Source organism: Saccharopolyspora sp. NPDC045941 (genome assembly GCF_056431445.1).
This window is the reverse complement of sequence record NZ_JBWKKU010000012.1, coordinates 131,861-154,148: the sequence shown is the minus strand read 5'-3', so window position 1 is coordinate 154,148 and position 22,288 is coordinate 131,861. Positions and strand designations below refer to the sequence as shown.

Here is a 22,288-nt window from a genome sequence, read left to right as displayed (position 1 = left end):
ACTCGTGAGCGTTCTTCGTCGCTATAGCGACCAAAAACGCTCACGATCTCTGGAACTGACGGGTTGCTGCCCGGGACGCGGGTGTTCGGGAAGGAGCGGGTGTGGCGGGACCGAACGAGTTGATGGCGGCCATCGCCGATGTAGGCGCGGACCGGCGCCGGGGCGGGTACTCCCGGCACGTCTTCGACGACGCCGAGCGGGAGCTGCGCGAGTGGTTCGTCGAGCAGGCCGAGGCACGCGGCCTGCTCGTCACCACCGACCAGAACGCGAACATCTGGGCGTGGTGGGGCGAGCCGGGCGATGACGCGGTGGTGACCGGCAGCCACCTGGACTCGGTGCCCGGCGGCGGCGCGTTCGACGGCCCGCTCGGCGTGGTCAGCGCCTTGAGCGCGGTGGATCTGTTGCGGGCCAAGGGTTTCACGCCCCGGAAGCCGCTCGCGGTGGTCGTCTTCGCCGAGGAGGAAGGCGGCCGGTTCGGGGTGCCGTGCCTGGGCTCCAGGCTGCTGGCCGGGACCATCGACGCGGACCGGGCCCGCGCGCTCCGCGACCCCAACGGCGTGACGTTCGCCGAGGCCATGCGGTCCTTCGGCGCGGACCCGGCCAGGCTGGGGCGCGACGACGCGGCGCTGCGGAGCATCGGGCAGTTCGTCGAGCTGCACGTGGAGCAGGGCCGGGGACTGATCGACCTGGACCGCTCGGTGGCGGTCGCGTCGTCGATCCTGGCGCACGGCAGGTGGCGGTTCCGGTTCAGCGGCCAGGGGAACCACGCCGGCGCGACGCTGATCGCCGACCGCCACGACCCGATGCTGCCCGCGTCGCGGCTGGTCCTCGAAGCCCGCCGGATCGCGGCGGGCGTCGACGGCGGCCGGGCGACGGTGGGCAGGCTGGTCCCGAACCCCGGCGGCACCAACGTCATCGCGTCTACTGTGGACATCTGGTTGGACGCGCGGTCGCCGGACGACCGGTCGACGCGGTCCATGGTCGAGGACCTGTCCGGAGCGGCCGCGGAATTCGCCGCACACGAGGGCTGCCAGGTCGAGGTGACCGAGGAGTCCTACGGCGACACCGTGCACTTCGACGCCGCGTTCCGGGACCGGCTCGCGGGCCTGCTCGACGACGCCCCGGCGCTGCCGACCGGAGCCGGGCACGACGCGGGAATCCTCGCCGCCGAGGTGCCGACGGCGATGCTCTTCGTGCGCAACCCGACCGGCATCAGCCACGCCCCGGAGGAACACGCCGAGCCCGGCGACTGCGAGTCCGGCGCGCACGCGCTCGCCCAGGTCCTGGAAGACCTGGCAGGGTGAGGCGGTTGACCACCTACTGGTGCGAATGGGCCTGGCTGCCGAGCGGACCGGAGCGGGGCGTGCTCTTCGAAGTCGACGCCGGCCGCATCGCCGCCGTCGGCTCCGCGCAGAACCCGCCGGAGCACGCCGAACGGCTCCCGGGCATGACGCTGCCCGGCATCGCCAACGCGCACTCCCATGCGTTCCACCGCGCGCTCCGCGGCGGGGACGACGGCGCGCGCGGCACCTTCTGGACCTGGCGCGAACAGATGTACCGGGTGGCGGAGGTGCTGGATCCAGACAGCTACTACGGGCTCGCCCGCGGTGTCTACGCCGAGATGGCGCTGGCCGGGATCACCTGCGTCGGCGAATTCCACTACCTGCACCACGCCGCGAACGGCATCCGGTACGACGACCCGAACGCGATGAGCCAGGCCCTCGCGCACGCCGCGAAGGATGCGGGGATCCGGCTCACGCTGCTGGACACGTGCTACCTGGCAGGTGGTTTCGGGCGGCCGCTGGACGGCGTGCAGCTGCGCTTCTCGGACGATTCGGCGGCGAAGTGGACCGACCGGATCGATCGGTGCACTGTGGACGGTGACCGGGTTCGCCTTGGTGCGGCGCTGCATTCGGTTCGCGCGGTGCCCGCCGAGGAGATCCCGGAAGTGGCCGGCTGGGCGCGCGAGAACGAAGCACCGCTGCACGTGCACCTGTCCGAACAGCGCGCCGAGAACGAAGCGTGCCTGGCGGCGCACGGCTGCACCCCGACCCAGCTGCTGGCCTCGCGCGGCGCGCTGGGGCCCGGCGTGACGGCGGTGCACGCCACGCACCTGGCCGCGTCCGACGTGGCGCTCCTGGGCGGTAGCGCGACCGGGGTGTGCCTGTGCCCGACGACCGAAGCCGACCTGGCCGACGGGATCGGCCCGGCGGCGGCGCTGGCCGTCGCCGGGAGCCCGCTTTCCGTCGGCAGCGACGGGCACTCCGTGATCGACCCGTTCGCGGAGGTGCAGGCCGTCGAGTCCTACCTGCGGCTGGACACCGAGACCCGCGGGCACTTCGCGGCCGCCGAGCTGCTGGCGATGGCCGCCGAGGCCGCGCACCGGTCCCTGGGCTGGGCCGACGCGGGCCGGCTCGAAGCCGGTGCCCGCGCCGATTTCGTGGCGGTGGACCTCGGCTCGACCCGGCTGGCCGGAGTCGCGCCCGAGGCCGTCCCGGCGGTCGCGCGGGCAGACGACGTCCGGGTGGTGATCGCCGACGGGCACAAGATCGTGCAGGACGGCAAGCACGAAGCGATCGACGCGGCGGGCGAGCTCGGCGAAGCGATCGCCGCGCTGCGCGCATGAGTAATACGAACGAGGATCAGGAAGCGATGACAAGCACTGTTATTACTGGAATCGGCGAGCTGACGACGAACGACGACGAGCTCGGCACGCTCACCGATGCCGCGCTGGTCATCGACGGTGACCGGGTCGTCTGGGCCGGCCCCGTGGCCGCCGCGCCGGAAGCCGACGAGCGTTTCGACGCGGCCGGGCGAGCGGTCCTGCCCGGCTGGGTCGACAGCCACACGCACCTGGTGTTCGCCGGTGACCGCACCGCGGAGTTCGCCGCCCGGATGGCCGGGCAGTCCTACCAGGCGGGCGGGATCGCCGTCACCGTGGAGGCGACGCGGGCCGCCACCGACGAGGAGCTGGCCGCCAACCTGCGCAAGCACATCGCGGAAGCCGCCGCGCAGGGCACGACGTGCATGGAGACCAAGACCGGCTACGGGCTGACGGTCGCCGAGGAGCTGCGGGCCGCGAAGATCGCCGTCGAGGCCGACGAGGTGACGTTCCTCGGCGCGCACCTGGTGCCGCCGGGCGAGGACGCGGACACCTACGCGGACCTGGTGCGCGGGGAGATGCTCGACGCCGTGGCGCCGCACGTCGGCTGGTGCGACGTGTTCTGCGAGCAGGGCGCGTTCGACGCCGACCAGTCCAGGCGAATCCTGGTGGCGGCGAAGGAACGCGGGCTGGGGCTGCGCGTGCACGGCAACCAGCTCGGCCCCGGGCCGGGCGTTCAGCTGGCCGTCGAACTCGGCGCCGCGAGCGTGGACCACTGCACCTACCTCACGGAGTCCGATGTGGACGCGTTGGCGGGTTCGGGCACCGTGGCGACGTTGCTGCCCGCCTGCGACCTGTCCACGCGGCAGCCGCTGCCGGACGCCCGGGCGCTCATCGAGGCCGGTGCCGCGGTCGCCTTGGCGTCCAACTGCAACCCCGGCTCGTCCTACACGTCGTCGATGGCGTTCTGCGTGGCGACGGCGGTGCTGCAGATGCGGATGACCATCGAAGAGGCGGTGCGGGCGGCGACCTGGGGCGGCGCGCGGGCGCTGCGCCGGGAGACCGGCGACGGCGCGGTCGGCGTGCTCCGGCCCGGCGCGCGGGCGGACGTCCACGTCCTCGACGCCCCGAGCACGACGTGGCTCGCCTACCGGCCGGGCGTGCCCCTCACCCACGCCGTCTGGCGCAAGGGCGCGCGCGTCGGCTGACGCGAGCATGGGAACTTTCCTGTCACCGGCCCTTGCTCACACCTCCTGGAGGCGTGAGCAAGGGCACTTTCCGGTCGTCGCGCCGGCATGTTGACCTCCAGTTAAGTCGAAGTCGGAGGCTGTTGGCAGCCAACGAAGGAGGCTGAGCGATATGCGCGTGGTGCAGGTGACCGGATTCGGTGGGCCGGAAGTGCTGGCAGTGGCGGACGTCGCCGATCCCGAACCCGGCGCGGGACAGGTGCTCGTGCGAGCGTCCGCAGTGGACATCCTGTTCCTGGACACCCAGCTGCGCGAGGGGTGGGGCAAGGAGTTCTTCGGTCAGTCGCCGCCGTACGTGCCCGGTGACGGCGTGGCCGGAGACGTGGTGTCGGTCGGCGAATCCGTCGACCCGAGCTGGATCGGGCGGTCGGTGGTCGCCAGCACGAGCAACGGCGGCACCTACGCGGAGCTGGTCGTCGTCGACGAGTCCGAGCTGCTCCCGGTGCCGGATGGGCTGGGCGAGCGCGAAGCCGTCGCGCTGCTGCACGACGCGACCACGGCGTTGTTCCTCGCGGAGCACGCGCAGATCCAGCCCGGCGAACGCGTCCTGGTCAACGCCGCGGCAGGGGGAGCGGCCTCGGTGCTGGTCCAGCTGGCGCGGGCGGCCGGTGCCCACGTCATCGGCGCGGCGCGCGGCGACGCGAAGCTGAACCTGGTTCGCGAGTTGGGCGGCGAACCGGTCGACTACGCGAAACCGGACTGGGAACAGCGGGTGCGGGAGCTGACCGGTGGCGTCGACGTGGTCTTCGACGGCGTCGGCGGTGCGCTTGGGAGCGCGGCGTTCGAGACGACGAACAACGGTGCCCGGTTCTACTCGTACGGCGCGGCCAGCGGCGACTTCACCGAGATCGACCCGGCGGAAGCGCAGCGGCGCGGCGTGACCGTGGTGGGGCTGCTGGACGTCCAGCCTTCCCCGGAGCAGAAGAAGCAGGTGACCGAACGCGCGCTGGCGGAGGCCGCGGCAGGGCGGATCAAACCGACCATCGGCCAGACCTTCCCGCTGGAACATGCCGCCGAAGCACACGCGGCGATCGCAGCCCGCACCACACCAGGCCGAACCCTGCTCCTGCCGTGAAGTGTCGCGGTGACAGGAAGGTTCCCATGCTCGCGTCGCGCTTCTCGAAGGCCGCTGATCCCCAGGGCCGAGCAGCGCCGCCCGCAGCATGAGCATGGGAACTTTCCTGCCATCCCAGGCCTGATCGCAGCATGGGAACTTTCCTGTCACCCCAGGCGCAGGTGCGCGAGCATGGGAACTTTCCTGTCAATCCGCGCGACGCAGGACCGGGAAGGGTGGCCTAGCGGTCCTTGCTCGTCAGCAGCGCGTTCAGCACGACGCGGACCAGCGGATGCTCCTCCCGTCCGCACTGGACGGCGGCGAAGACCCGGCGGGTCGGCGGCTTGCCCGCGACCGGCAGCGCGACCACGTCCAGGCCGGCCGCGATGGCGGTGCGGGGCACCAGTGCGACACCGGTGCCCGCCGCGACCAGCGCCACCACCGCGTGGAAGTCGTCCGAGGTGTGCGTGATGTTCGGGACGAATCCCGCGTTCTCGCAGGACACCTGGGCCACCGCGCGGCACGGGTTGCCCGGCAGCGGCGCGATCCAGTCGTCGTCGCGCAGCGCGTCGAGCGCGATCTCCGCGGCAGAACCGAGCGGGTGGTTCGGCGGCAGCACCACGTCGAACGGCTCGGCGTACAGCGGGAACCGGCTCACCCGGCGGGCGTCCGCCTGCAGCGTCGACGTGTACTCCATCGAGATCGCGATGTCGATCTCCCCGGCCAGCAGCATCATCAGGCTGTTGTGCGCCTCGGCGTCGCGCACCAGCACCCGCACGTCCGGCGTCTGCCGCCGCAACGCGACGATCGACGGCGCCACGACCTGCGTGATCGCCGAGGCGAACGATGCCACCTCGACCGTGCCGACGGTGCCCGCCGCGCACGCCGCCAAGCTCGCCTCCGCGCGCTCCAGCTCCGCCAGCACCGCCTTGGCGTGCTCGACCAGCAGCTCACCGGCCGCGGTCAGCCGCACCCGGCGGCCCTGCCGGACCAGCAGCGGCTGCCCGACCTCGTTCTCCAGCGCGGTGAGCTGCTGCGACACCGCCGACGGCGTCAGGTAGAGCTTCTCCGCCGCCGCGCGCACGGTGCCGTGGTCGGCGAGCGCGCGGAGCACCTGGAGCCGCCGGGGGTCTATCACCGGGCGATGGTACCCATCCGATCGCGGGCCGCCACGAACGCCGACACCGCCCGCTCCACGTCCTCGGTGCTGTGCGCGGCCGACATCTGGGTGCGGATGCGGGCCTTGCCCTTGGGCACCACCGGGTAGGAGAAGCCGATGACGTAGATGCCCTCTTCCAGCAGCAGGTCCGCCATCCGCGCCGCCTCGGCCGCGTCGCCGATCATCACCGGGATGATCGGGTGCTCGCCGGGCAGCAGGTCGAAGCCCTCCTCGGCCATCCGGCGGCGGAACAGCGAGCTGTTGTCCCGCAGCCGCTCCCGCAGCTCCGGTTGCGCGGCGACCAGGTCCAGCGCGGCCAGCGAAGCGGCCACGATCGACGGCGCGAGGGAGTTCGAGAACAGGTACGGCCGGGAACGCTGCCGCAGCAGCTCGACGATCTCGGCGCGCCCGGACACGTAGCCGCCGCTGGCGCCGCCGAGCGCCTTGCCGAGCGTGCCGGTGACGATGTCGACCCGGTCGGCGACGCCGAACAGGTCCGGCGTGCCCGTCCCCTTCGGGCCCGTGAACCCGACCGCGTGCGAGTCGTCGACCATCACCATCGCCCCGTACTTCTCGGCGAGCGCGCAGATCTCGTCCAGCGGCGCCAGGTAGCCGTCCATCGAGAACACGCCATCGGTGACGACGAGCTTGCGCCGCGCGTCGGAGTTCTCCTTGAGCAGCCGCTCGAGATCGGCCATGTCGCGGTTCCGGTACCGGCCGCGGCGGGCCTTGGACAGCCGGATGCCGTCGATGATGCTCGCGTGGTTGAGCTCGTCGGAGATCACCACGTCCCGGTCATCGAGCAGGGTCTCGAAAACCCCGCCGTTGGCGTCGAAGCACGAGCTGTACAGGATCGTGTCATCGGTGCCCAGGAACTCCGAGAGCCGCCGCTCCAACTCCTTGTGCGGGGCCTGCGTGCCGCAGATGAACCGCACCGACGCCATCCCGAAACCCCACTTCGCCAGCGCCTCCTCGGCGGCGGCGAGCAGCGCGGGGTGATCGGCCAGCCCCAGGTAGTTGTTCGCGCAGAAGTTCAGCAGCTCGGCACCGCCGACACCCACCCGGGCGCTCTGCGGCGAGTCCAGCACCCGCTCGTCCTTGTACAGCCCGGCGGCGCGGATCTCGGCCAGTTCGGCGCGGACGTCGTCAGCGATCGTGTACATCAGGCGGGCCCCTTCGTCGTCCAGTCGAGGATGACCTTGCCGCAGCGGCCGCTGCGGGCCGTCTCGAAGGCCTCCTCGTGCTGCGTGTACGGGAAGCGGTGCGTGATCACCGGGCTCAGGTCCAGCCCGGACTCCAGCAGCACCGACATCGAGTACCAGGTCTCGAACATCTCGCGGCCGTAGATGCCCTTGACGGTGAGCATCTTGAACACCACCGCGCTCCAGTCGAGCGGGAAGTCCTCGGCGGGCAGGCCCAGCATCGCGATCCGGCCGCCGTGCGCCATGTTCGCCACGGCCTCCCGCAGTGCCTCGGGCTTCCCGGAGACCTCCATCGCTACGTCGAAGCCCTCGCTCATGCCCAGCTCTTGCTGCGCGTCGGCGACCCGGGTCTGCGAGACGTCCACCGCCAGATCCACCCCGACGCGGCGGGCCAGCTCCAGCCGGTGCTCGCTGACGTCGGTGATCACCACGTGCCGGGCACCGGCGTGCTTGGCCACCCCCGCGGCCATCAGCCCGATCGGCCCGGCACCGGTGATCAGCACGTCCTCGCCGACGACGGGGAAGCTGAGCGCGGTGTGCACCGCGTTGCCGAACGGGTCGAAGATCGCCGCCACGTCCGGATCGACGTCGCCGCGGTGCACCCAGACGTTCTGCTCGGGCAGCACCGCGAACTCGGCGAACGCGCCGTTGCGGTGCACCCCGAGGCCCTGCGTGTGCGCGCACAGGTGGCGGCGCCCGGCGAGGCAGTTGCGGCAGCGGCCGCACACCAGGTGTCCCTCGCCGCTGACGAAGTCGCCGACCGATGCCCGCGTGACCGCGGCGCCGATGGCCACCACCTCACCGGCGAACTCGTGGCCGACCACCAGCGGCGTCGGCACGGTGCGGGCGGCCCACTCGTCCCACGACGCGATGTGCAGGTCCGTACCGCAGATCCCGGTCCGCATCACCCGCACCACGACTTCGTCGGGGCCCGGGGTCGGGTCGGGGAGCTCGGCCAGTTCCAGGCCGGGCGCGGGTGAGGTCTTCACCAGAGCGCGCAAGGTTCCTCCGCTCTCGATGCTTGTCGCAGTGGAGTCTGGCCCGGTGCCGCGGCGCAGGTCCATCGCGACTTTCTGCACTGGCTGGTAAGCGGTGCTGCACAGCGCACGGCGCCCCACCCGCCTTCGACGAATGGGGCGCGGCGTCGGCGGCTGGTCAACCGTTCGACGACTGCTCGTGCGTGTGGGAGAAGCTCTGCTGCCCATGCGGGGAAGAGGTCTTCACGTGGTGCTGGTTCACGTGGTGGTACTTGTGCTGCTCGTTGTGGCTCACCTGGGTTTGCTGGTTCGGCCCCTGCAGGCTGCCGACGATCGCGGCGAGGAACGGGTCCGACGCCGACGGTTGGGGGCCATCGGCGGCAGCGGCCGTTCCGGCGGCGCCCAGCACGGCGAGACCAGTGAGCAGGGTGCTGGCAAGCAGACGTCGCATCGATTCCTCCGTAGTGCGGTGGCATTGCCAGCGCAGAGGCGATCACACATCGGCCCCGGGCGCCGCGCACGTCACTCCGTGGGGGATCCCCCCACATCCCCGGCCACCCGGCCAGGGGAGCCGTCCCTGTCGGCGCGGGGAACGGCTCGCGAGACCTGCGGGCCAGCCGCTCTGGGGGGCGAGGACGAGAGCAGGGGAACCTTTCTGTCATTTGCGGGGGCTATGCGGTGCCGGCCCACCGAATCGCCATGATCAAGTCAGGCACACCGGGATCGACGAGGCAGGCCACTAGTAGAGGATCGATGGCAGATAGGCCCCGGAAGGCTCGTTGTAAAGCCCGATGGTCATCAGCGTTGTCACCATGCGGATTCGAAGACCGTGGTCGAGACACCACCGCACGAGGCGGCCGTTCCGGGCAGGGAGCAGGAAGCCGGGACCGCTGAACTCGGTCGCCGCAGCGATGAGCGCCTGCAGGCCGTCGTCGGTTTCTGCGACCGAGTGCGCGAAGAAGCCCACGCCTGTCGTGTATCCGGTGATCCGCCCGTCGTGTTCCACCACCTGAGCAGCGCCTTGGACCAGTGCGTCGCTCACCTCGCCCGCACGGTCGTGGCCATGCACGTCGCAGCAAACGCGGTTGCACTCGTCAAGATCGTTGAACGTCGCCGGCCGTACGACGTAACCGGGCAACGTCCCGCCGACTGGTTCCCCTTGCATGTTCAGCACGGGTTCGCGGATCTGGAACCCGAGCTTGGCGTAGAGGCTCAGCGATCGATTGTGATAAGCCGCCTGCAGAAGCCGCACGCCGGGGAAACCCTGACGCTCCGCACGCCGCATCACGTCGATCATCAGCTGCCGGCCTATGCCGGAATCCTGCACTCCAGGGGTGACGGTGACGGGACCGATGCCCGCGATGGCAGAACGCTCGTCGAGAAAATTGCTACCGACGACCTTCCCGCCGAGTTCTGCTACGACGGAGTAGAACCCCGAGTGTGAAAGCAGGCCGCGCAGCGCGGTCACCCCTACTTCCGAGGAGGGGAAATCGGGCGGAAATCCGTGCTCGTGGGCGAGGGCGGCGAAGGCGTCGTAGCAGATCCGCCCACAGGCCTCGGCGTCCCCGGATTGCCCCATTCGCAACACGGCTTTCGTCGCGAATCCGGACGAACCGTGCGTCTGCGGCGAGAGCGTCGACATGGCTACCTCCAGACGCACGAATGGTTCGCCCCGGCACCTGTCCGTCTGCGAACGGCGCGACCCCGCAATCCCAGTGGAAGACGAAGCAGCTGATTTCGGACAGGGGCTTTCGGCGTGGAGCTCGCTGCCGCGAAGCAGCGGCAACCCGATCACACATCGGGAGATGACCGGCTGCTCATCTCCCGATGCCCAACGCGCCTCAGCGAGGAAGGGAACCTTCCTGTCGATCCACGGCGGCCAGCGGCGACGACTTGACTTCTACCTAGGTACAGGTTTGAGGATCGTGTCGAAGCCGATGATCACGAGGAGGCCCGATGACGACCGGCCACACCGAAATGCCCGACATCACCCGATCCGACGTCGGCACGATCCTGGTCAGCCCGTGGCTCGTGGGCACCCCGCAGCGGCAGCGCGACGCGGTGGACTCGACGATCGCGGAATGGCGCGTCGCACCGTGGCCGCCGGCATTCCTGTCGCTGAACTGCTTCGTGAGCGACGACGGCACCACGGTGCTGAACTACGCGCAGTGGACCGACGACGACGCCCACCGCGAATTCGTCCGGACCTACCGGCCGACGCTGGTCCGCGGCATCGACGAGGCCGTGCCGGGCATCGAACGCCCCGGGCTCGTCAGGTACCGCCTGCACAGCAGCGTCTCCGCACCAGAGCCTGGTCGCGGCAATCTAATCGCGGTTTTCACCTACGACACCGAGGACATCGAGCAGGCGCGGCAGCTGGCCGACGATGCGCGCGGCCGGATCACGCCCGAGCTGCCGCCGGGGCTCATCGCCGCGCACTTCCACATCAGCGTCGACGGCACTCGGGTGCTGATCTACGAGGAATGGGCCGATGAGGCCGCAGTCGCCAGCAGCACCCACCACCCGGAAACCGTTGCCGCCGGCGACCTCTACCGGCTGCACCGCAGCCTGACCCGCTACCGGGCCTGACGGGGGGAGCAAGGGAACCTTCCTGTCACCAACGTGCGGGACGTGCGGCGGGGTGGCAGGAAGGGAACCTTTCGATCATCCGCCGGCCCGACGGCCGTGGCAGGAAGGGAACTTTCCTGTCACCGGCAGGCCGGCGCTCGCCTCTGGAACGGCCCGGGGCGAGTGGATGGGAACCTTCCTGTCACCAACCGGTCGCCCCGGTGCTGGTCGAACCTCGGGGCTGGTTACTCGTCGTCGGCGTCGTCGCGGGCGAGGAACGTGGCGAGGCGTTCGGTGGCGTCCTCGAAGTCGGGGTTGAGGTCTACGAACGCCCGCATTCGGTCGGCGACCCAGGCCAGCGTGACCTCGTCGTCACCGCGACGATCTTCGAGTTCCTCAATGCCGCGGTCGGTGAAGTACACCGTGTCCTCCTAGTTGTTTCCGTCCGTGACCGGTGCGATCGGGGTTGGCAGAACAGCAGAGTACGAAACGCAATTCCGGCGGCGACGGGAACCGCCCCGAACGGCGGGGATGTCGTTGTGCTTGCGAAGTTCCGGGACTGAACGCCACAAGGCCGGAGCAGGACTCTAATCCGACGCGGCCAACCGCATCGAGCCGGGGCCGTGGAAGCATGGGAACCTTCCTGTCACCTTTCCACGCCGCAGTGCGGGGTCGGGCGCTCCCGGCTTCCAGGAGGGCGTCGAGCGCCAGCTGTCGGGGGAGTGGAAGGCGTGCGGGTCCTGCTGGCGCAGGCGCACGGAAAGCGCGTCGGTTTCCGCCCTGGAGTTCTCCGGCGTTTCGAAGCGGACCGCGTACCAGAAGAGGAACTCCAGGAAGTCGCGCAGCGAACCGTTCACTGGCCCCCGCCTCGCTGCCGCCGGAGGTCAGTGCCATGAGCACCACGAATCCGTCGCGCTCGTCGGAGAAGAACGGTCCTGAAGCCGTCCCCCGGCCCGCCGATGAAGATGACCCTGCTCACCGCGCCGTTCGCGGTGAACTCCTCGACGTCGAAGAGCCGGGGCCGGCCGACGACCTCGGTGGTGAACAGCTCACCGGCGGAACGCGGCAGGCCGACCCGGGTGAGGATCTGCCGGCCGGCGTCGGACGAACCGGCGGCCGCGGACACGTCCAGGCGGACGAGGTTCTCCTCCCCGAAGACCGCGGCAAGGTCCTCACGCGCGATCACCCGGCGGTCTCCCTCGAAGCAAGCTGTGCGGCAACCGGATCCGGCGGTATCCAGCGCAGCGCTTCGGGGAATCCGCTGCAGCCGCAAAAAAACGGGCCGCCGGTTCCAGGAGGGAACCGGCGGCCCGCTTCAGCCGTGATCAGGCGAAGGCGTTGCGCACGACCTCGGCCTGCTCGACCTCGTGGACCTTGGCCATACCGGTGGCCGGGGCGGCCATCGGACGGCGCGAGACCCGCTGGAGCTTGCCGACCAGCTGCGGGAACAGCTCCGGCAGGGCCAGGCCGAGGAACGGCCACGCGCCCTGGTTGGCCGGCTCCTCCTGCGTCCACCGGATCGAGGTGGCGTTCGGGTACCGCTCGAACAGCGCGCCCAGCTTGCGGTGGGGCAGCGGGTAGAGCTGCTCCAGCCGGACGATCGCGGTGTCGGTGATGCCCTCCTTGTCGCGGTGCGCGGCCAGCTCGTAGTAGAGCTTGCCGGTGCACAGCACGATGTTGCGCACGTTGGCCGGGTCCGGCTGCGCCGGGTCGTCGATCACCGAGGTGAACTTGCTGCCGTTGGTGAAGTCCTCGACCGGGCTGGTCGCGGCCTTCAACCGCAGCATCGACTTCGGCGTGAACACCACCAGCGGGCGGTGGATGTTGTCCAGCGCGTGCCGCCGCAGCAGGTGGAAGTAGTTCGCCGGCGTCGACGGCATCGCGACGGTCATCGAACCCTCGGCGCACAGCTGCAGCCACCGCTCGATGCGGGCCGAGCTGTGGTCCGGGCCCTGGCCCTCGTGGCCGTGCGGCAGCAGCATGACCACGTCGGACCGCTGGCCCCACTTGGCCTCACCGGACGAGATGAACTCGTCGATCACCGACTGGGCGCCGTTGAAGAAGTCACCGAACTGCGCTTCCCACAACACCAGCGAGTCGGGGTTGCCGACCGAGTAGCCGTACTCGAAGCCCAGGGCCGCGTACTCCGACAGCGCCGAGTCGTAGACCAGGAACTTCGCCTGGTCGTCCGACAGGTTCTGCAGCGGCGTGTGCTCGGCGTTGTCCTTGCGGTCGATGAGCACCGAGTGCCGCTGGCCGAACGTGCCGCGCCGGCTGTCCTGACCGGTCAGGCGGACCTGGCGGCCCTCCATGACCAGCGAACCGAACGCCAGCAGCTCGCCGAACGCCCAGTCGATGCCGCCCTCGCGACCCATCTTGGCGCGACGCTCCAGCACCGGCTTGACGCGCGGGTGCGGGGTGAAGCCCTCCGGCAGGTTGATCTGCGCCTCGGCGATGTGCTCCAAGGTCGCCTGCGAGATCGCGGTCGCCAGTCCGCGCGGCACCTGCTGCTCGGACTCCACCGACGGGCTCGGCGACGGCGGGTGCTTCTCCAGCTCGCGGACCTCGTTGAACACGTGCTCCAACTGGGCCGCGTAGTCCTTCAGCGCCTTCTCCGCCTCTTCGACGGTGATGTCGCCGCGGCCGATCAGGGCCTCGGTGTAGACCTTGCGGACGCTGCGCATCTTGTCGATCGCGTCGTACATCTTCGGCTGCGTCATCGACGGGTCGTCGCCCTCGTTGTGACCGCGGCGGCGGTAGCACACCATGTCGATCACGACGTCCTTGCCGAACGCCTGGCGGTACGCCACGGCCAGCTTCGCGACCCAGACGCAGGCCTCGGGGTCGTCGCCGTTGACGTGGAACACCGGGGCGCCGATCATCTTCGCCACGTCGGTGCAGTACTTGCTGGAGCGCGAGTGCTCCGGCGCGGTGGTGTAACCGACCTGGTTGTTGACGATCACGTGCACCGTGCCGCCCGTGCGGTAGCCCCGCAGCAGCGACAGGTTCAGCGTCTCGGCGACCACACCCTGACCGGCGAACGCGGCGTCGCCGTGCAGCAGCACCGGCAGAACGGTGAAGCCCTCCTGGCCCTTGTCCAGGATGTCCTGCTTGGCGCGGACGATGCCCTCGAGCACCGGGTCGACGGCTTCCAGGTGCGACGGGTTCGACGTCAGCGACACCTTGGTCTCGCCGTCACCGAACATCCGGAAGTACTTGCCCTCGGCGCCGAGGTGGTACTTGACGTCGCCGGAACCGTGCGCCTGGCCCGGGTCCAGGTTGCCCTCGAACTCCCGGAAGATCTGCGAGATCGGCTTGCCGACGATGTTGGCCAGCACGTTGAGGCGGCCGCGGTGCGGCATGCCGATGACGACCTCGTCGAGCTCGTGCGCCGCCGAGGTGTCCAGCACCGCGTCCAGCAGCGGCACCACGGTCTCGGCGCCCTCCAGCGAGAAGCGCTTCTGCCCGACGTACTTGGTCTGCAGGAACGTCTCGAACGCCTCGGCCGCGTTGAGCTTCGACAGGATGTACTTCTGCTCCGAAGGCTCCGGCTTGGTGTGTGGCTTCTCGACCCGCTGCTGCAGCCACTCGCGCTCGTCGGGCTCGAGGATGTGCATGTACTCGACGCCGACGGTCCGGCAGTACGAGTCGCGCAGCACGCCCAGCACGTCGCGGAGCTTCATGTGCTCCTTGCCGGCGAACCCGCCGACCGCGAACTCCCGGTCCAGGTCCCAGAGGGTGAGGCTGTGCGACAGGACGTCGAGGTCCTCGTGCCGCCGCTGCCGGTAGTTCAGCGGGTCGATGTCGGCCATCAGGTGGCCGCGGGTGCGGTAGGCGTCGATCAGCTCGAGCACGCGGGCGGTCTTGTCCACCGCGCCCTCGGGGATGTCCTGCGTCCAGCGCACCGGCTCGTACGGGATGCGCAGCGACGCGAAGATGTCGTCGAAGAACCCGTCCTCGCCCAGCAGCAGCTGGTGCATCTTGCGCAGGAAGTCACCGGACTCGGCGCCCTGGATGACCCGGTGGTCGTAGGTGGACGTCAGCGTCACGATCTTGCTGATGCCCATGTCGACCCGCGCCTTTTCGCTGGCGCCCTGGAACTCCGCCGGGTAGTCCATCGCCCCGACGCCGATGATCGCGCTCTGGCCCTTGGTCAGCCGCGGCACCGAGTGGTTGGTGCCGGACGGGCCGGGGTTGGTCAGCGAGATCGTGGTGCCGGCGAAGTCGTCGGCGGTCAGCGCGTTGTTGCGGGCCTTGCGGATGATGTCCTCGTAGGCCTGCCAGAACTGCTGGAACGTCATGTCCTCGCAGCCCTTGATGGAGGCGACCACGAGGTTGCGCGACCCGTCCTTGCCCGGCAGGTCGATGGCCAGGCCCAGGTTGATGTGCTCCGGCGTGACGGCCGCGGGCTTGCCCTTGGCGTCCTCGCCGTAGTGGCGGTTCATGTTCGGGTAGTCCCGGACCGCCCGGACCAGCGCGTAGCCGATCAGGTGCGTGAAGGAGACCTTCCCGCCCTTGTTCCGCTTGAGGTGGTTGTTGATGACGATGCGGTTGTCGAACAGCAGCTTGGCCGGCACCGCGCGCACGCTCGTCGCGGTCGGCACGGTCAGCGACTGATCCATGTTCTTGGCGATCGCAGCCGCGGCCCCGCGGAGCGTCTTCACATCACCACCGGCCTGGGGCTCCTTCACCGGAGCGGCCTTGGCGGCCTGCTGCGGGGACGGCTTCGGCGCGGCGGCGGGCTTGCTCGCCGGGGGCGCGGTCGCAGCGGCGGCCGGCGGGACCTGACCATTGGTCTCACTCGGGCGCGTCGCGGTGGCCGTGGTCGTCGGGGCCGCTGCAGCGGCGGCAGCAGCGGTGTTCTCGGTGGCTGCCTGGCCCGGCTTGTAGTCGGCGAAGAATTCGTGCCACGCCGAGTCTACGGAAGTGGGATCGTTGAGGAACTGCTCGTACATCTCCTCGATCAACCACTCGTTGGGGCCGAACTGTGACGCAGGGCTGCTGGACACGGCTGGCGTTCGCCTCGATCCATATGCTCGTGATTTACAGACACACTCAGGTACCAGGCTAGCGGTCCGATTCGCGCGGTTGACACACAGGACGGCCGTTCGGCCGACGAGGTCGGTCACAAAATCGATCAGGAAAGCCCAGCTCGCGGGGAACGGGCCCCGTCCGGCTCGGACGAACGATCATCGACCGCACTTCGGCATGCACCACTCAAGATCGGCGTTGCTCGGTACTACTCCATCCGGGTTGTCGTCCGACACCAGTATGACGTTTCACCGACACGCTGTGTTCCCTCTCCGTTAATCGACATCCGCGGAGTTCGGGCCTCGGTGACACTCCGGCCCCATTCGTCCCGCGCAGGTGTGACGACAGGGGGCCGCGGTTGCGGAGCGTGTCCGAAATGTTCCTTTCGGTGTACCCCGGTGGGGCGTCGTGCGGTTCGGTGGCAGAAAGGTTCCCTTGCTCACACCGCAGGGCCCGGCGATGACAGGAAAGTTCCCTTCCTCTCAATCCGCAGCGGCACGGCAGGCCGGTGGATGGCAGAAAGGTTCCCTTCCTCACGTCACAGGGCCCGGTGGTGACAGGAAGGTTCCCTTGCTCACATCGGTCAAGCGATGTTGGTCGCGTCGATGTCCCGCTCCCGCTCGCCCGGCGCGCCGTCCGCTGCCCGCCACAGGCGTGCGTAGTGGCCGTCGTCCGCGAGCAGTCCGGCGTGGCTGCCCTGCTCGACGATCCGGCCCCCGTCGATGACCACGATGCGATCGGCGCGCGCCGCCGTCGCCAGCCGGTGCGCGACGACGAACGTCGTGCGCTGCGCAGCCACCCGGTCGCTGGCCGCGACCACCATCGACTCCGTAGCCGGGTCGAGCGCGGCGGTCGCCTCGTCGAGCAGCAGCACGTCGGGGTCCACCAGCTCGGCGCGCGCCAGCGCGACCAGCTGCCGCTGACCCGCCGAGAGGCCCCGCCCGCGCTCTCCCACCTGCTGCCGGAACCCGCGCGGCAGCATGGCGATCCCCGGCAGCGCCCCGACCGCCCGGGCCGCGGCCTCGACCTCCGCCGGATCGGCGTCCGGCTGCGCGTAGGCGACGTTGCTGGCGATGTCCCCGGTGAACAGGTGGCCTTCCTGCGGGACGACGGCGAGCCGCTGGTGGAACGCCGCGAGGTCGTAGCGGCGGATGTCCTGCCCGTCGACGAGCACGGCGCCGTCGGTGGCGTCGTAGAACCGCGCGATCAACTTGATCAGCGTCGACTTCCCGGCACCGGTCGCCCCGACCAGAGCCACGGTCTCGCCGGGCCGCACCCGCAACGCGATGTCGCGCAGCGCGAACTGCTCCGTGCCCGGGTAGCGGAACGACACCGACCGGAGCTCGACGCCCCCCTCGAACCGCTCCGGCACGGGAGCGGGATCGGCTGCGGCGGGCACCGAGGTGGGCGTCCGCAGCAGGTCCCCGATCCGCTGCAGCCCCACCCTCGCCTGCTGGTAGCCGTCGAACACGCCGGACAGCTGCTGCACGGGCGAGAAGAACAGGCCGAGGTAGAGCAGGAACGCGACCAGCACGCCGGCGGTCAGATCGCCCGACGCGACTCGCGCCGCGCCGACGCCCAGCACCGCCGCCTGCGCGATCTCCGACAGCAGCGCGACGAACGGGAAGTAGGTGGCGATGTAGCGCTGGGCGCGCAGCCTGGACCGCCGGTAGGCGTCGCTGCGCTGCGCGAACACCTTCGCGGCGTGCCCCTCGCGGCGGTGCGCCTGAGCCACCCGCATCCCGGAGACGTTCTCCTGCAGGTCGGCGTTGACCGTGCTCACCCGCTCGCGCGCTTCGGCGTAAGCGGTCGACGAGACCTTGCGGAAGATCACGGTGGCCACCAGCAGGAACGGCAGCACCGCCATCGCCACGAGCGCCAGCGAAACGTCCGTGACCAGCAGCGCGCCCGCGATGCCGAACAGCGTCAGAACGCTGACCACGAACGTCGCCAGCCCGGTCTGCAGGAACGTCGACAGCGCGTCGACGTCCGTGGTCATCCGGGTCATGATCCGGCCGGCGAGCTCCCGCTCGTAGTAGTCCAGCCCGAGCCGCTGCAGGTGCGCGAAGCTGCGCAAGCGCAGCAGGTAGAGCAGCGTCTCGCCGGTGCGCGCGGTGATGACGGTCTGCAACCTGACGACCAGCCAGCCCGCCACGACGACCACGGCGCCCAGGCCGGTGGCGATCCACAGCGCGTCGGTGTGGCCTGAGCCCACCCCGCCGTCTATGCCGTAGCGCACCAGCGACGGCAACGAGATCGACGTCAGCGCGTCCCCGGCCACCAGCAGCACGGTCAGCAGCAGGCCCCAGCGGATCGGCCGCAGCAGCCGGGACAGCTTGAAGTCGGGGTCGGGCGCCGTGGCGTCTTCGCCGCGCAGATCGGGCTGATCGGTCGCGGGCGGGAGCTTCCGGATGCCTTCGGCCAACTCGGGTGTCGGCGGCATCGTCATGCCGCCCGACCCGGGCATCGTCGCAGCGTCGGCGGCGGCCGATTCGGCGTCGTCCACCGCCGGCCAGAGCTCCGGGGTGATGCTGTCCAGGTCGGCCACTACGTGGCCGTCGCTGCGCCTGTCGATCGACTCCCCAGGGCCGGCCAGCAGCGACCGGAACAGCTCGCACCGCTGGTTCAGCTCCGCCTCGGTGCCGACGTCGACGACGCGCCCCTCGTCGAGCACCGCGATCCGGTCGGCCAGCGCCAGCGTCGACCGGCGGTGCGCGATCAGCAGGGTGGTGCGCTGCGCGGTCACCGACCGGAGGGTGTCGTGGATGGCCGCTTCGGTCGCCGGGTCCACCGCCGACGTAGCGTCGTCGAGCACCAGGATCCGCGGGTTCGAGAGCAGCGCCCGCGCGAGCGCCACGCGCTGGCGCTGCCCGCCCGACAGCGTCAGGCCGCGCTCACCGACCGTCGTGTCGTAGCCGTCGGGGAGGCTGGTGATGAACTCGTGCGCTTCCGCGGCTTTCGCCGCGGCGATCACATCGGCCTCCGAAGCGTCGGGGCGGCCGTACGCGATGTTGCCGCGAATGGTGTCGGAGAACAGGAACGCCTCCTCGAACACCACCCCGACCGCTGCGCGCAGCGAATCCAGCCGCAGGTCGCGGATGTCGTGGCTCGCGTCGCCGTCCTCAGCGGGCCCGATCCGGATGCTCCCCGCGTGCACGTCGTAGAAGCGCGGCAGGAGCAGCGAAACCGTCGATTTGCCCGAACCCGCCGGGCCCACCAGCGCCACGGTCTCGCCGGGGCTGACGCGCAGCGACGCGTCTCGGAGCACCGGCTGATCGCGGGTGTAGCCGAAGCTCGCGTCGTCGAGCCGGACCTCCAGCGGCCCGTCGGGCAGGGTCGCCGCGCCGGGTTTCTCCTGCACCTCGGGCTGGGAATCGATCAGCTCGTGGATGCGCTCGACACCGGCGCGGGCGAGCTGCGCCTGGATCATCACGCTCGACAACATCCGGGCCGGACCGGCCAGCATCGCCACGTACCCGGCGAAGGCGACGAACGTCCCGAGGCTCACCTGGTCCTGCAGCACCATCCAGCCGCCGAGGCCGAGCACCCCGACCTGCCCGGCGGAGGGCAGCGCGGCCAGGCTCGCCGCCGGTTTCGACGTCATCCTGGCGGCGCGCAGCCGCTCGGCGAACAGCCGCCGCGCGCGGCCCGCCAGCCGCCCGACCTCGCGGTCCTCCTGGCCGAAGCCCTTCACGACCCGGACACCGGTGACCGTTTCCTCGACGTGCTGCGCGATGTCCGCAGCGCGTTGCTGCGCCGACCACGTCGCGGGGAACAAGCTTTTCTTGCTGCGCGCCGAAATCACCGCGATCAGCGGCGCGACGATCAGTGAAACCACCGTGAGCAGCGGCGACAGCCACAACATCGCCACGATCGCGAACAGCGCGAGCACCGCAGTACCGGCCGCCAGCGGCAGCATCGACAGCAGCGAGTTCACCATCTGCAGATCGCTGATGGAGCGGGACACGACCTGGCCGGTGCGCAGCGCGTCCTGCTTCCCGCCGTCCAGCCGCTGCATCGCGGCGAACACCGCCCGGCGCAGGTCGTGCTGCACGTCGAGGGCCAGCCGCCCGGCGCTGTAGCGGCGGACGAACGCCGACGCGAACCGGAACACGCCGAGCCCGAGCAGCGCGATCACGATCCACCACAGGCGGTCGGTGCTGCGCGCGACGGCGTCGTCCACCGCCAGCTTGGTCAGCAGCGGAACCAGCGCCTCCAACCCGACTGCCGTGACGGACGCACCCATCGCCAACGTCAGGGCCACGGGGTGCCGGCGACAGGCGGCGAAGAGGCGACGGATCCAACCGCCGGAAGTCGGGCGGGGATTACCGGAGTCGCTCACCTCGCCAGGTTATGCCGCCCCACCGACGACGCAGCCCGGCCGGACGGTCGCTGTGACCCCGCCAACCCGAGGAGGCGGTGCGAGCATGGGAACTTTCCTGTCACCACGACGGCCCAGACCGAGGCCGGAGTGACAGGAAGGTTCCCATGCGCCACCCACCGGTTCCGGGTTCGGGCGGCGGGCCTGCCTGGCGGCGGCCGACGGCCGATGGCAGGAAGGGAACCTTTCTGCCACCGGCGCCGCAGTGACAGGAAGGTTCCCTTCCACAGGTGGTGCGCGTCAGGCGATGTCGCGCCGGCGGCCGGCCAGCCAGCCGCCGGCGATGAACACGGCGGCGTACCCGACGAAGGTGAGCAGGCTCGCCCACCACGGATGGCCGTAGCTGCCGCCGAAGAAGAAGTGCAGGATCTCGAAGATCGCCCGCGGTGTGTCCGGCTCGTCGGGCCCGGCGACCGCGGAGACGAACAGCGGCACCGCCATGTTCGCCACGATGCCGTTGCCGGCCGTCCCGGGCAGGTACGGGCTGACGCCGGAGATCGGCGATCCGATCAGGACCAGCGACAGGATGAACTCGACCATGAACTTGTAGATCAGCGGCAGGATGATCGCGAGCACGGCGTTCGCGACCAGCGCGCCGAACCCGACGCCCAGCACCGTCCACAGCACCATCGTCAGCACACCGGCCGCCCCGACGCTGAGCCAGTCGGCCAGGCTGCCGAAGGTGCCGAAGTCCATGCCCGCGCCCACCAGGCTGCCGAGGCTCGCGGACAGCACGTTCGTCACGCCGTAGATCAGGCCGATGCCCGAGTAGGCGAGCAGCTTCGCCGCCAGCACCGCGCCGCGCGGGTTGCCGGTGAGGTACGTAGTCGAGATTGTCCTGTTCCGGTGCTCGCCGGCGAACGCCATGGCCCCGAACAGCCCCGCGAAGATGGTGCTGAAGTTCGTCGACATCGAAAGCGACAGCAGGCCCAGCGGGACCGGCCGGTCGAGCTCCTTCACCGAGTCGATGAGGGCCGCCATGGGGCCGCCCAGCGAGCCCGCGCCGAAGCCGAGCAGCACCACCGGCGCGAGCATCCCCCACCACAGGCTCGTGGTGAAGATCTTGCGGAATTCCGCCTTGACGAGCGCGACCATCATGCGGTCCCCCCGAATCCGCGGGCGTCCGGCGCTGCCTGCGCGCCGTGCTGCTGGACGCCGGTGTACTGGCCGTGGGTGAGCTGGAAGAACAGCTGTTCCAGGCCGATCCGCTCGTCCTGCATCGCGTACAGCGCGATCCCGGCTTCCAGCGCCAGGTCCGCGACCGTGCGGGAGTCGGCGCCGGTCACCGCGAGCCGGCCGTCCGGGACGTAGTCGACGCTCAATCCGGCTGCGTGCAGCTTCTCGATCAGCTTGCGGGGGTCGGCGGCCTGCACGAGCGTCCGCGATCGCTGCGCGGCGCGCAGCTCGTCGAGGTGGCCGTCGAAGACGCAGCGCCCGCGGCTGATGATCACCAGCTGGTCGACGGTGTGCTCGATCTCCCGGAGGAAGTGGCTGGACATCAGGACCGTCCGGCCGCTCGCGGCGAAGGCCTTCAGGAAGTTCCGCAGCCAGGCGATGCCCTCCGGGTCCAGCCCGTTGGCCGGCTCGTCCAGCACCAGCACCTGCGGGTCGCCGAGCAGCGCGGTGGCCAGCGCCAGGCGCTGCCGCATGCCCAGCGAGAACGTGCCCGCTTTGCGCTTCCCCGCGGAGCCCAGCCCGACGAGTTCGAGGGCCCGGTCGACCTGCGTGTCCGGCACGTTCATCGCGGCGGCGTAGCACCGCAGGTGATGACGGGCGGTGCGGCCGGGGTGGAAGCTCTGCGCGTCGAGCACGGCGCCGACCACGCTCGCCGGGTTCGGCAGCTGGTGGAACGGCAGGCCGTTGATGGTGGCGGTGCCCGAGGTGGGCATGACCAGGCCGAGGAGCATCCGCAGCGTCGTCGTCTTGCCGGACCCGTTCGGACCGAGGAACCCGGTCACCGCCCCGGGGCGGACCGTGAAGCTCAGGTCCTGCACCGCGCTGACCGGGCCGAAGCTCTTGCTGAGACCCTCAACGACGAGCCGGCCACTGCCGTCGTGCACACGCCCT

17 protein-coding genes are annotated in these 22,288 nt (G+C 70.4%); 5 read left to right on the top strand and 12 right to left on the bottom strand.

The window, feature by feature from the left end:
* The first annotated feature begins 122 nt into the window (after window positions 1–122).
* The 4 genes from AC07FN_RS12360 (at window position 123) to AC07FN_RS12345 (ending at window position 4,924) form a co-directional block, all read left to right on the top strand.
* Window positions 123–1,304, top strand: coding sequence for an allantoate amidohydrolase (locus AC07FN_RS12360; RefSeq protein WP_478395715.1), 1,182 nt, complete (start codon window positions 123–125; stop codon window positions 1,302–1,304).
* Window positions 1,305–1,309: 5 nt separating this feature from the next.
* Window positions 1,310–2,626 (top strand): formimidoylglutamate deiminase, encoded by a 1,317-nt coding sequence (locus AC07FN_RS12355; RefSeq protein ID WP_478395688.1) that lies wholly within the window; start codon window positions 1,310–1,312, stop codon window positions 2,624–2,626.
* A 26-nt stretch (window positions 2,627–2,652) separates the two neighbouring features.
* The gene (gene hutI, locus AC07FN_RS12350) at window positions 2,653–3,810 is read left to right on the top strand and encodes an imidazolonepropionase (RefSeq protein ID WP_478395687.1); all 1,158 of its coding nucleotides are present in this window, start codon (window positions 2,653–2,655) and stop codon (window positions 3,808–3,810) included.
* A gap of 151 nt (window positions 3,811–3,961) precedes the next feature.
* Complete coding sequence (locus AC07FN_RS12345) at window positions 3,962–4,924, top strand: zinc-binding dehydrogenase (protein ID WP_478395686.1); 963 nt, start codon at window positions 3,962–3,964, stop codon at window positions 4,922–4,924.
* A 220-nt stretch (window positions 4,925–5,144) separates the two neighbouring features.
* On the opposite strand, the gene AC07FN_RS12340 is transcribed toward AC07FN_RS12345, so the two are convergent.
* From AC07FN_RS12340 to AC07FN_RS12320, 5 genes are all read right to left on the bottom strand, one after another.
* Window positions 5,145–6,041 (bottom strand): LysR family transcriptional regulator, encoded by an 897-nt coding sequence (locus tag AC07FN_RS12340; protein WP_478395685.1) that lies wholly within the window; start codon window positions 6,039–6,041, stop codon window positions 5,145–5,147.
* A complete protein-coding gene (locus AC07FN_RS12335; protein ID WP_478395684.1) occupies window positions 6,038–7,225 on the bottom strand; it encodes a glycine C-acetyltransferase in 1,188 nt (395 codons plus the stop codon). The genes AC07FN_RS12340 and AC07FN_RS12335 overlap by 4 nt, the downstream gene beginning before the upstream one ends.
* Window positions 7,225–8,265: an L-threonine 3-dehydrogenase gene (tdh, locus tag AC07FN_RS12330; RefSeq protein WP_478395683.1), complete on the bottom strand. Its 1,041-nt coding sequence runs from the start codon at window positions 8,263–8,265 to the stop codon at window positions 7,225–7,227. The genes AC07FN_RS12335 and tdh overlap by 1 nt, the downstream gene beginning before the upstream one ends.
* Before the next feature lie 154 nt (window positions 8,266–8,419).
* Complete coding sequence (locus AC07FN_RS12325) at window positions 8,420–8,692, bottom strand: hypothetical protein (protein WP_478395682.1); 273 nt, start codon at window positions 8,690–8,692, stop codon at window positions 8,420–8,422.
* Between the two features lie 288 nt (window positions 8,693–8,980).
* Window positions 8,981–9,883, bottom strand: a complete 903-nt coding sequence (locus AC07FN_RS12320; protein ID WP_478395681.1) for a GNAT family N-acetyltransferase — start codon at window positions 9,881–9,883, stop codon at window positions 8,981–8,983.
* A 314-nt stretch (window positions 9,884–10,197) separates the two neighbouring features.
* On the opposite strand from AC07FN_RS12320, the gene AC07FN_RS12315 reads away from it, so the two are divergent.
* Window positions 10,198–10,830 carry an antibiotic biosynthesis monooxygenase gene (locus AC07FN_RS12315; RefSeq protein ID WP_478395680.1) on the top strand — a complete coding sequence of 211 codons (633 nt, stop codon included), beginning with the start codon at window positions 10,198–10,200 and terminating at the stop codon, window positions 10,828–10,830.
* A gap of 224 nt (window positions 10,831–11,054) precedes the next feature.
* Here AC07FN_RS12315 and AC07FN_RS12310 read toward each other — a convergent pair whose 3' ends face one another.
* From AC07FN_RS12310 to AC07FN_RS12280, 7 genes are all read right to left on the bottom strand, one after another.
* Window positions 11,055–11,231: a DUF6104 family protein gene (locus tag AC07FN_RS12310; RefSeq protein ID WP_010304877.1), complete on the bottom strand. Its 177-nt coding sequence runs from the start codon at window positions 11,229–11,231 to the stop codon at window positions 11,055–11,057.
* A gap of 165 nt (window positions 11,232–11,396) precedes the next feature.
* Window positions 11,397–11,666 (bottom strand): hypothetical protein, encoded by a 270-nt coding sequence (locus AC07FN_RS12305; protein WP_478395679.1) that lies wholly within the window; start codon window positions 11,664–11,666, stop codon window positions 11,397–11,399.
* A complete protein-coding gene (locus AC07FN_RS12300) occupies window positions 11,663–11,995 on the bottom strand; it encodes an SUKH-4 family immunity protein (RefSeq protein WP_478395678.1) in 333 nt (110 codons plus the stop codon). Before AC07FN_RS12300 ends, AC07FN_RS12305 begins: the two co-directional genes overlap by 4 nt.
* Window positions 11,996–12,134: 139 nt before the next feature.
* The gene (locus AC07FN_RS12295; protein ID WP_478395714.1) at window positions 12,135–15,764 is read right to left on the bottom strand and encodes a multifunctional oxoglutarate decarboxylase/oxoglutarate dehydrogenase thiamine pyrophosphate-binding subunit/dihydrolipoyllysine-residue succinyltransferase subunit; all 3,630 of its coding nucleotides are present in this window, start codon (window positions 15,762–15,764) and stop codon (window positions 12,135–12,137) included.
* Between the two features lie 659 nt (window positions 15,765–16,423).
* Window positions 16,424–20,086: an ABC transporter ATP-binding protein gene (locus AC07FN_RS12290; protein ID WP_478395677.1), complete on the bottom strand. Its 3,663-nt coding sequence runs from the start codon at window positions 20,084–20,086 to the stop codon at window positions 16,424–16,426.
* 375 nt (window positions 20,087–20,461) lie between these two features.
* Window positions 20,462–21,319 carry an ABC transporter permease gene (locus tag AC07FN_RS12285; RefSeq protein WP_358574386.1) on the bottom strand — a complete coding sequence of 286 codons (858 nt, stop codon included), beginning with the start codon at window positions 21,317–21,319 and terminating at the stop codon, window positions 20,462–20,464.
* Window positions 21,316–22,281 (bottom strand): ABC transporter ATP-binding protein, encoded by a 966-nt coding sequence (locus AC07FN_RS12280; protein ID WP_452616684.1) that lies wholly within the window; start codon window positions 22,279–22,281, stop codon window positions 21,316–21,318. Before AC07FN_RS12280 ends, AC07FN_RS12285 begins: the two co-directional genes overlap by 4 nt.
* Between the last annotated feature and the right edge of the window lie 7 nt (window positions 22,282–22,288).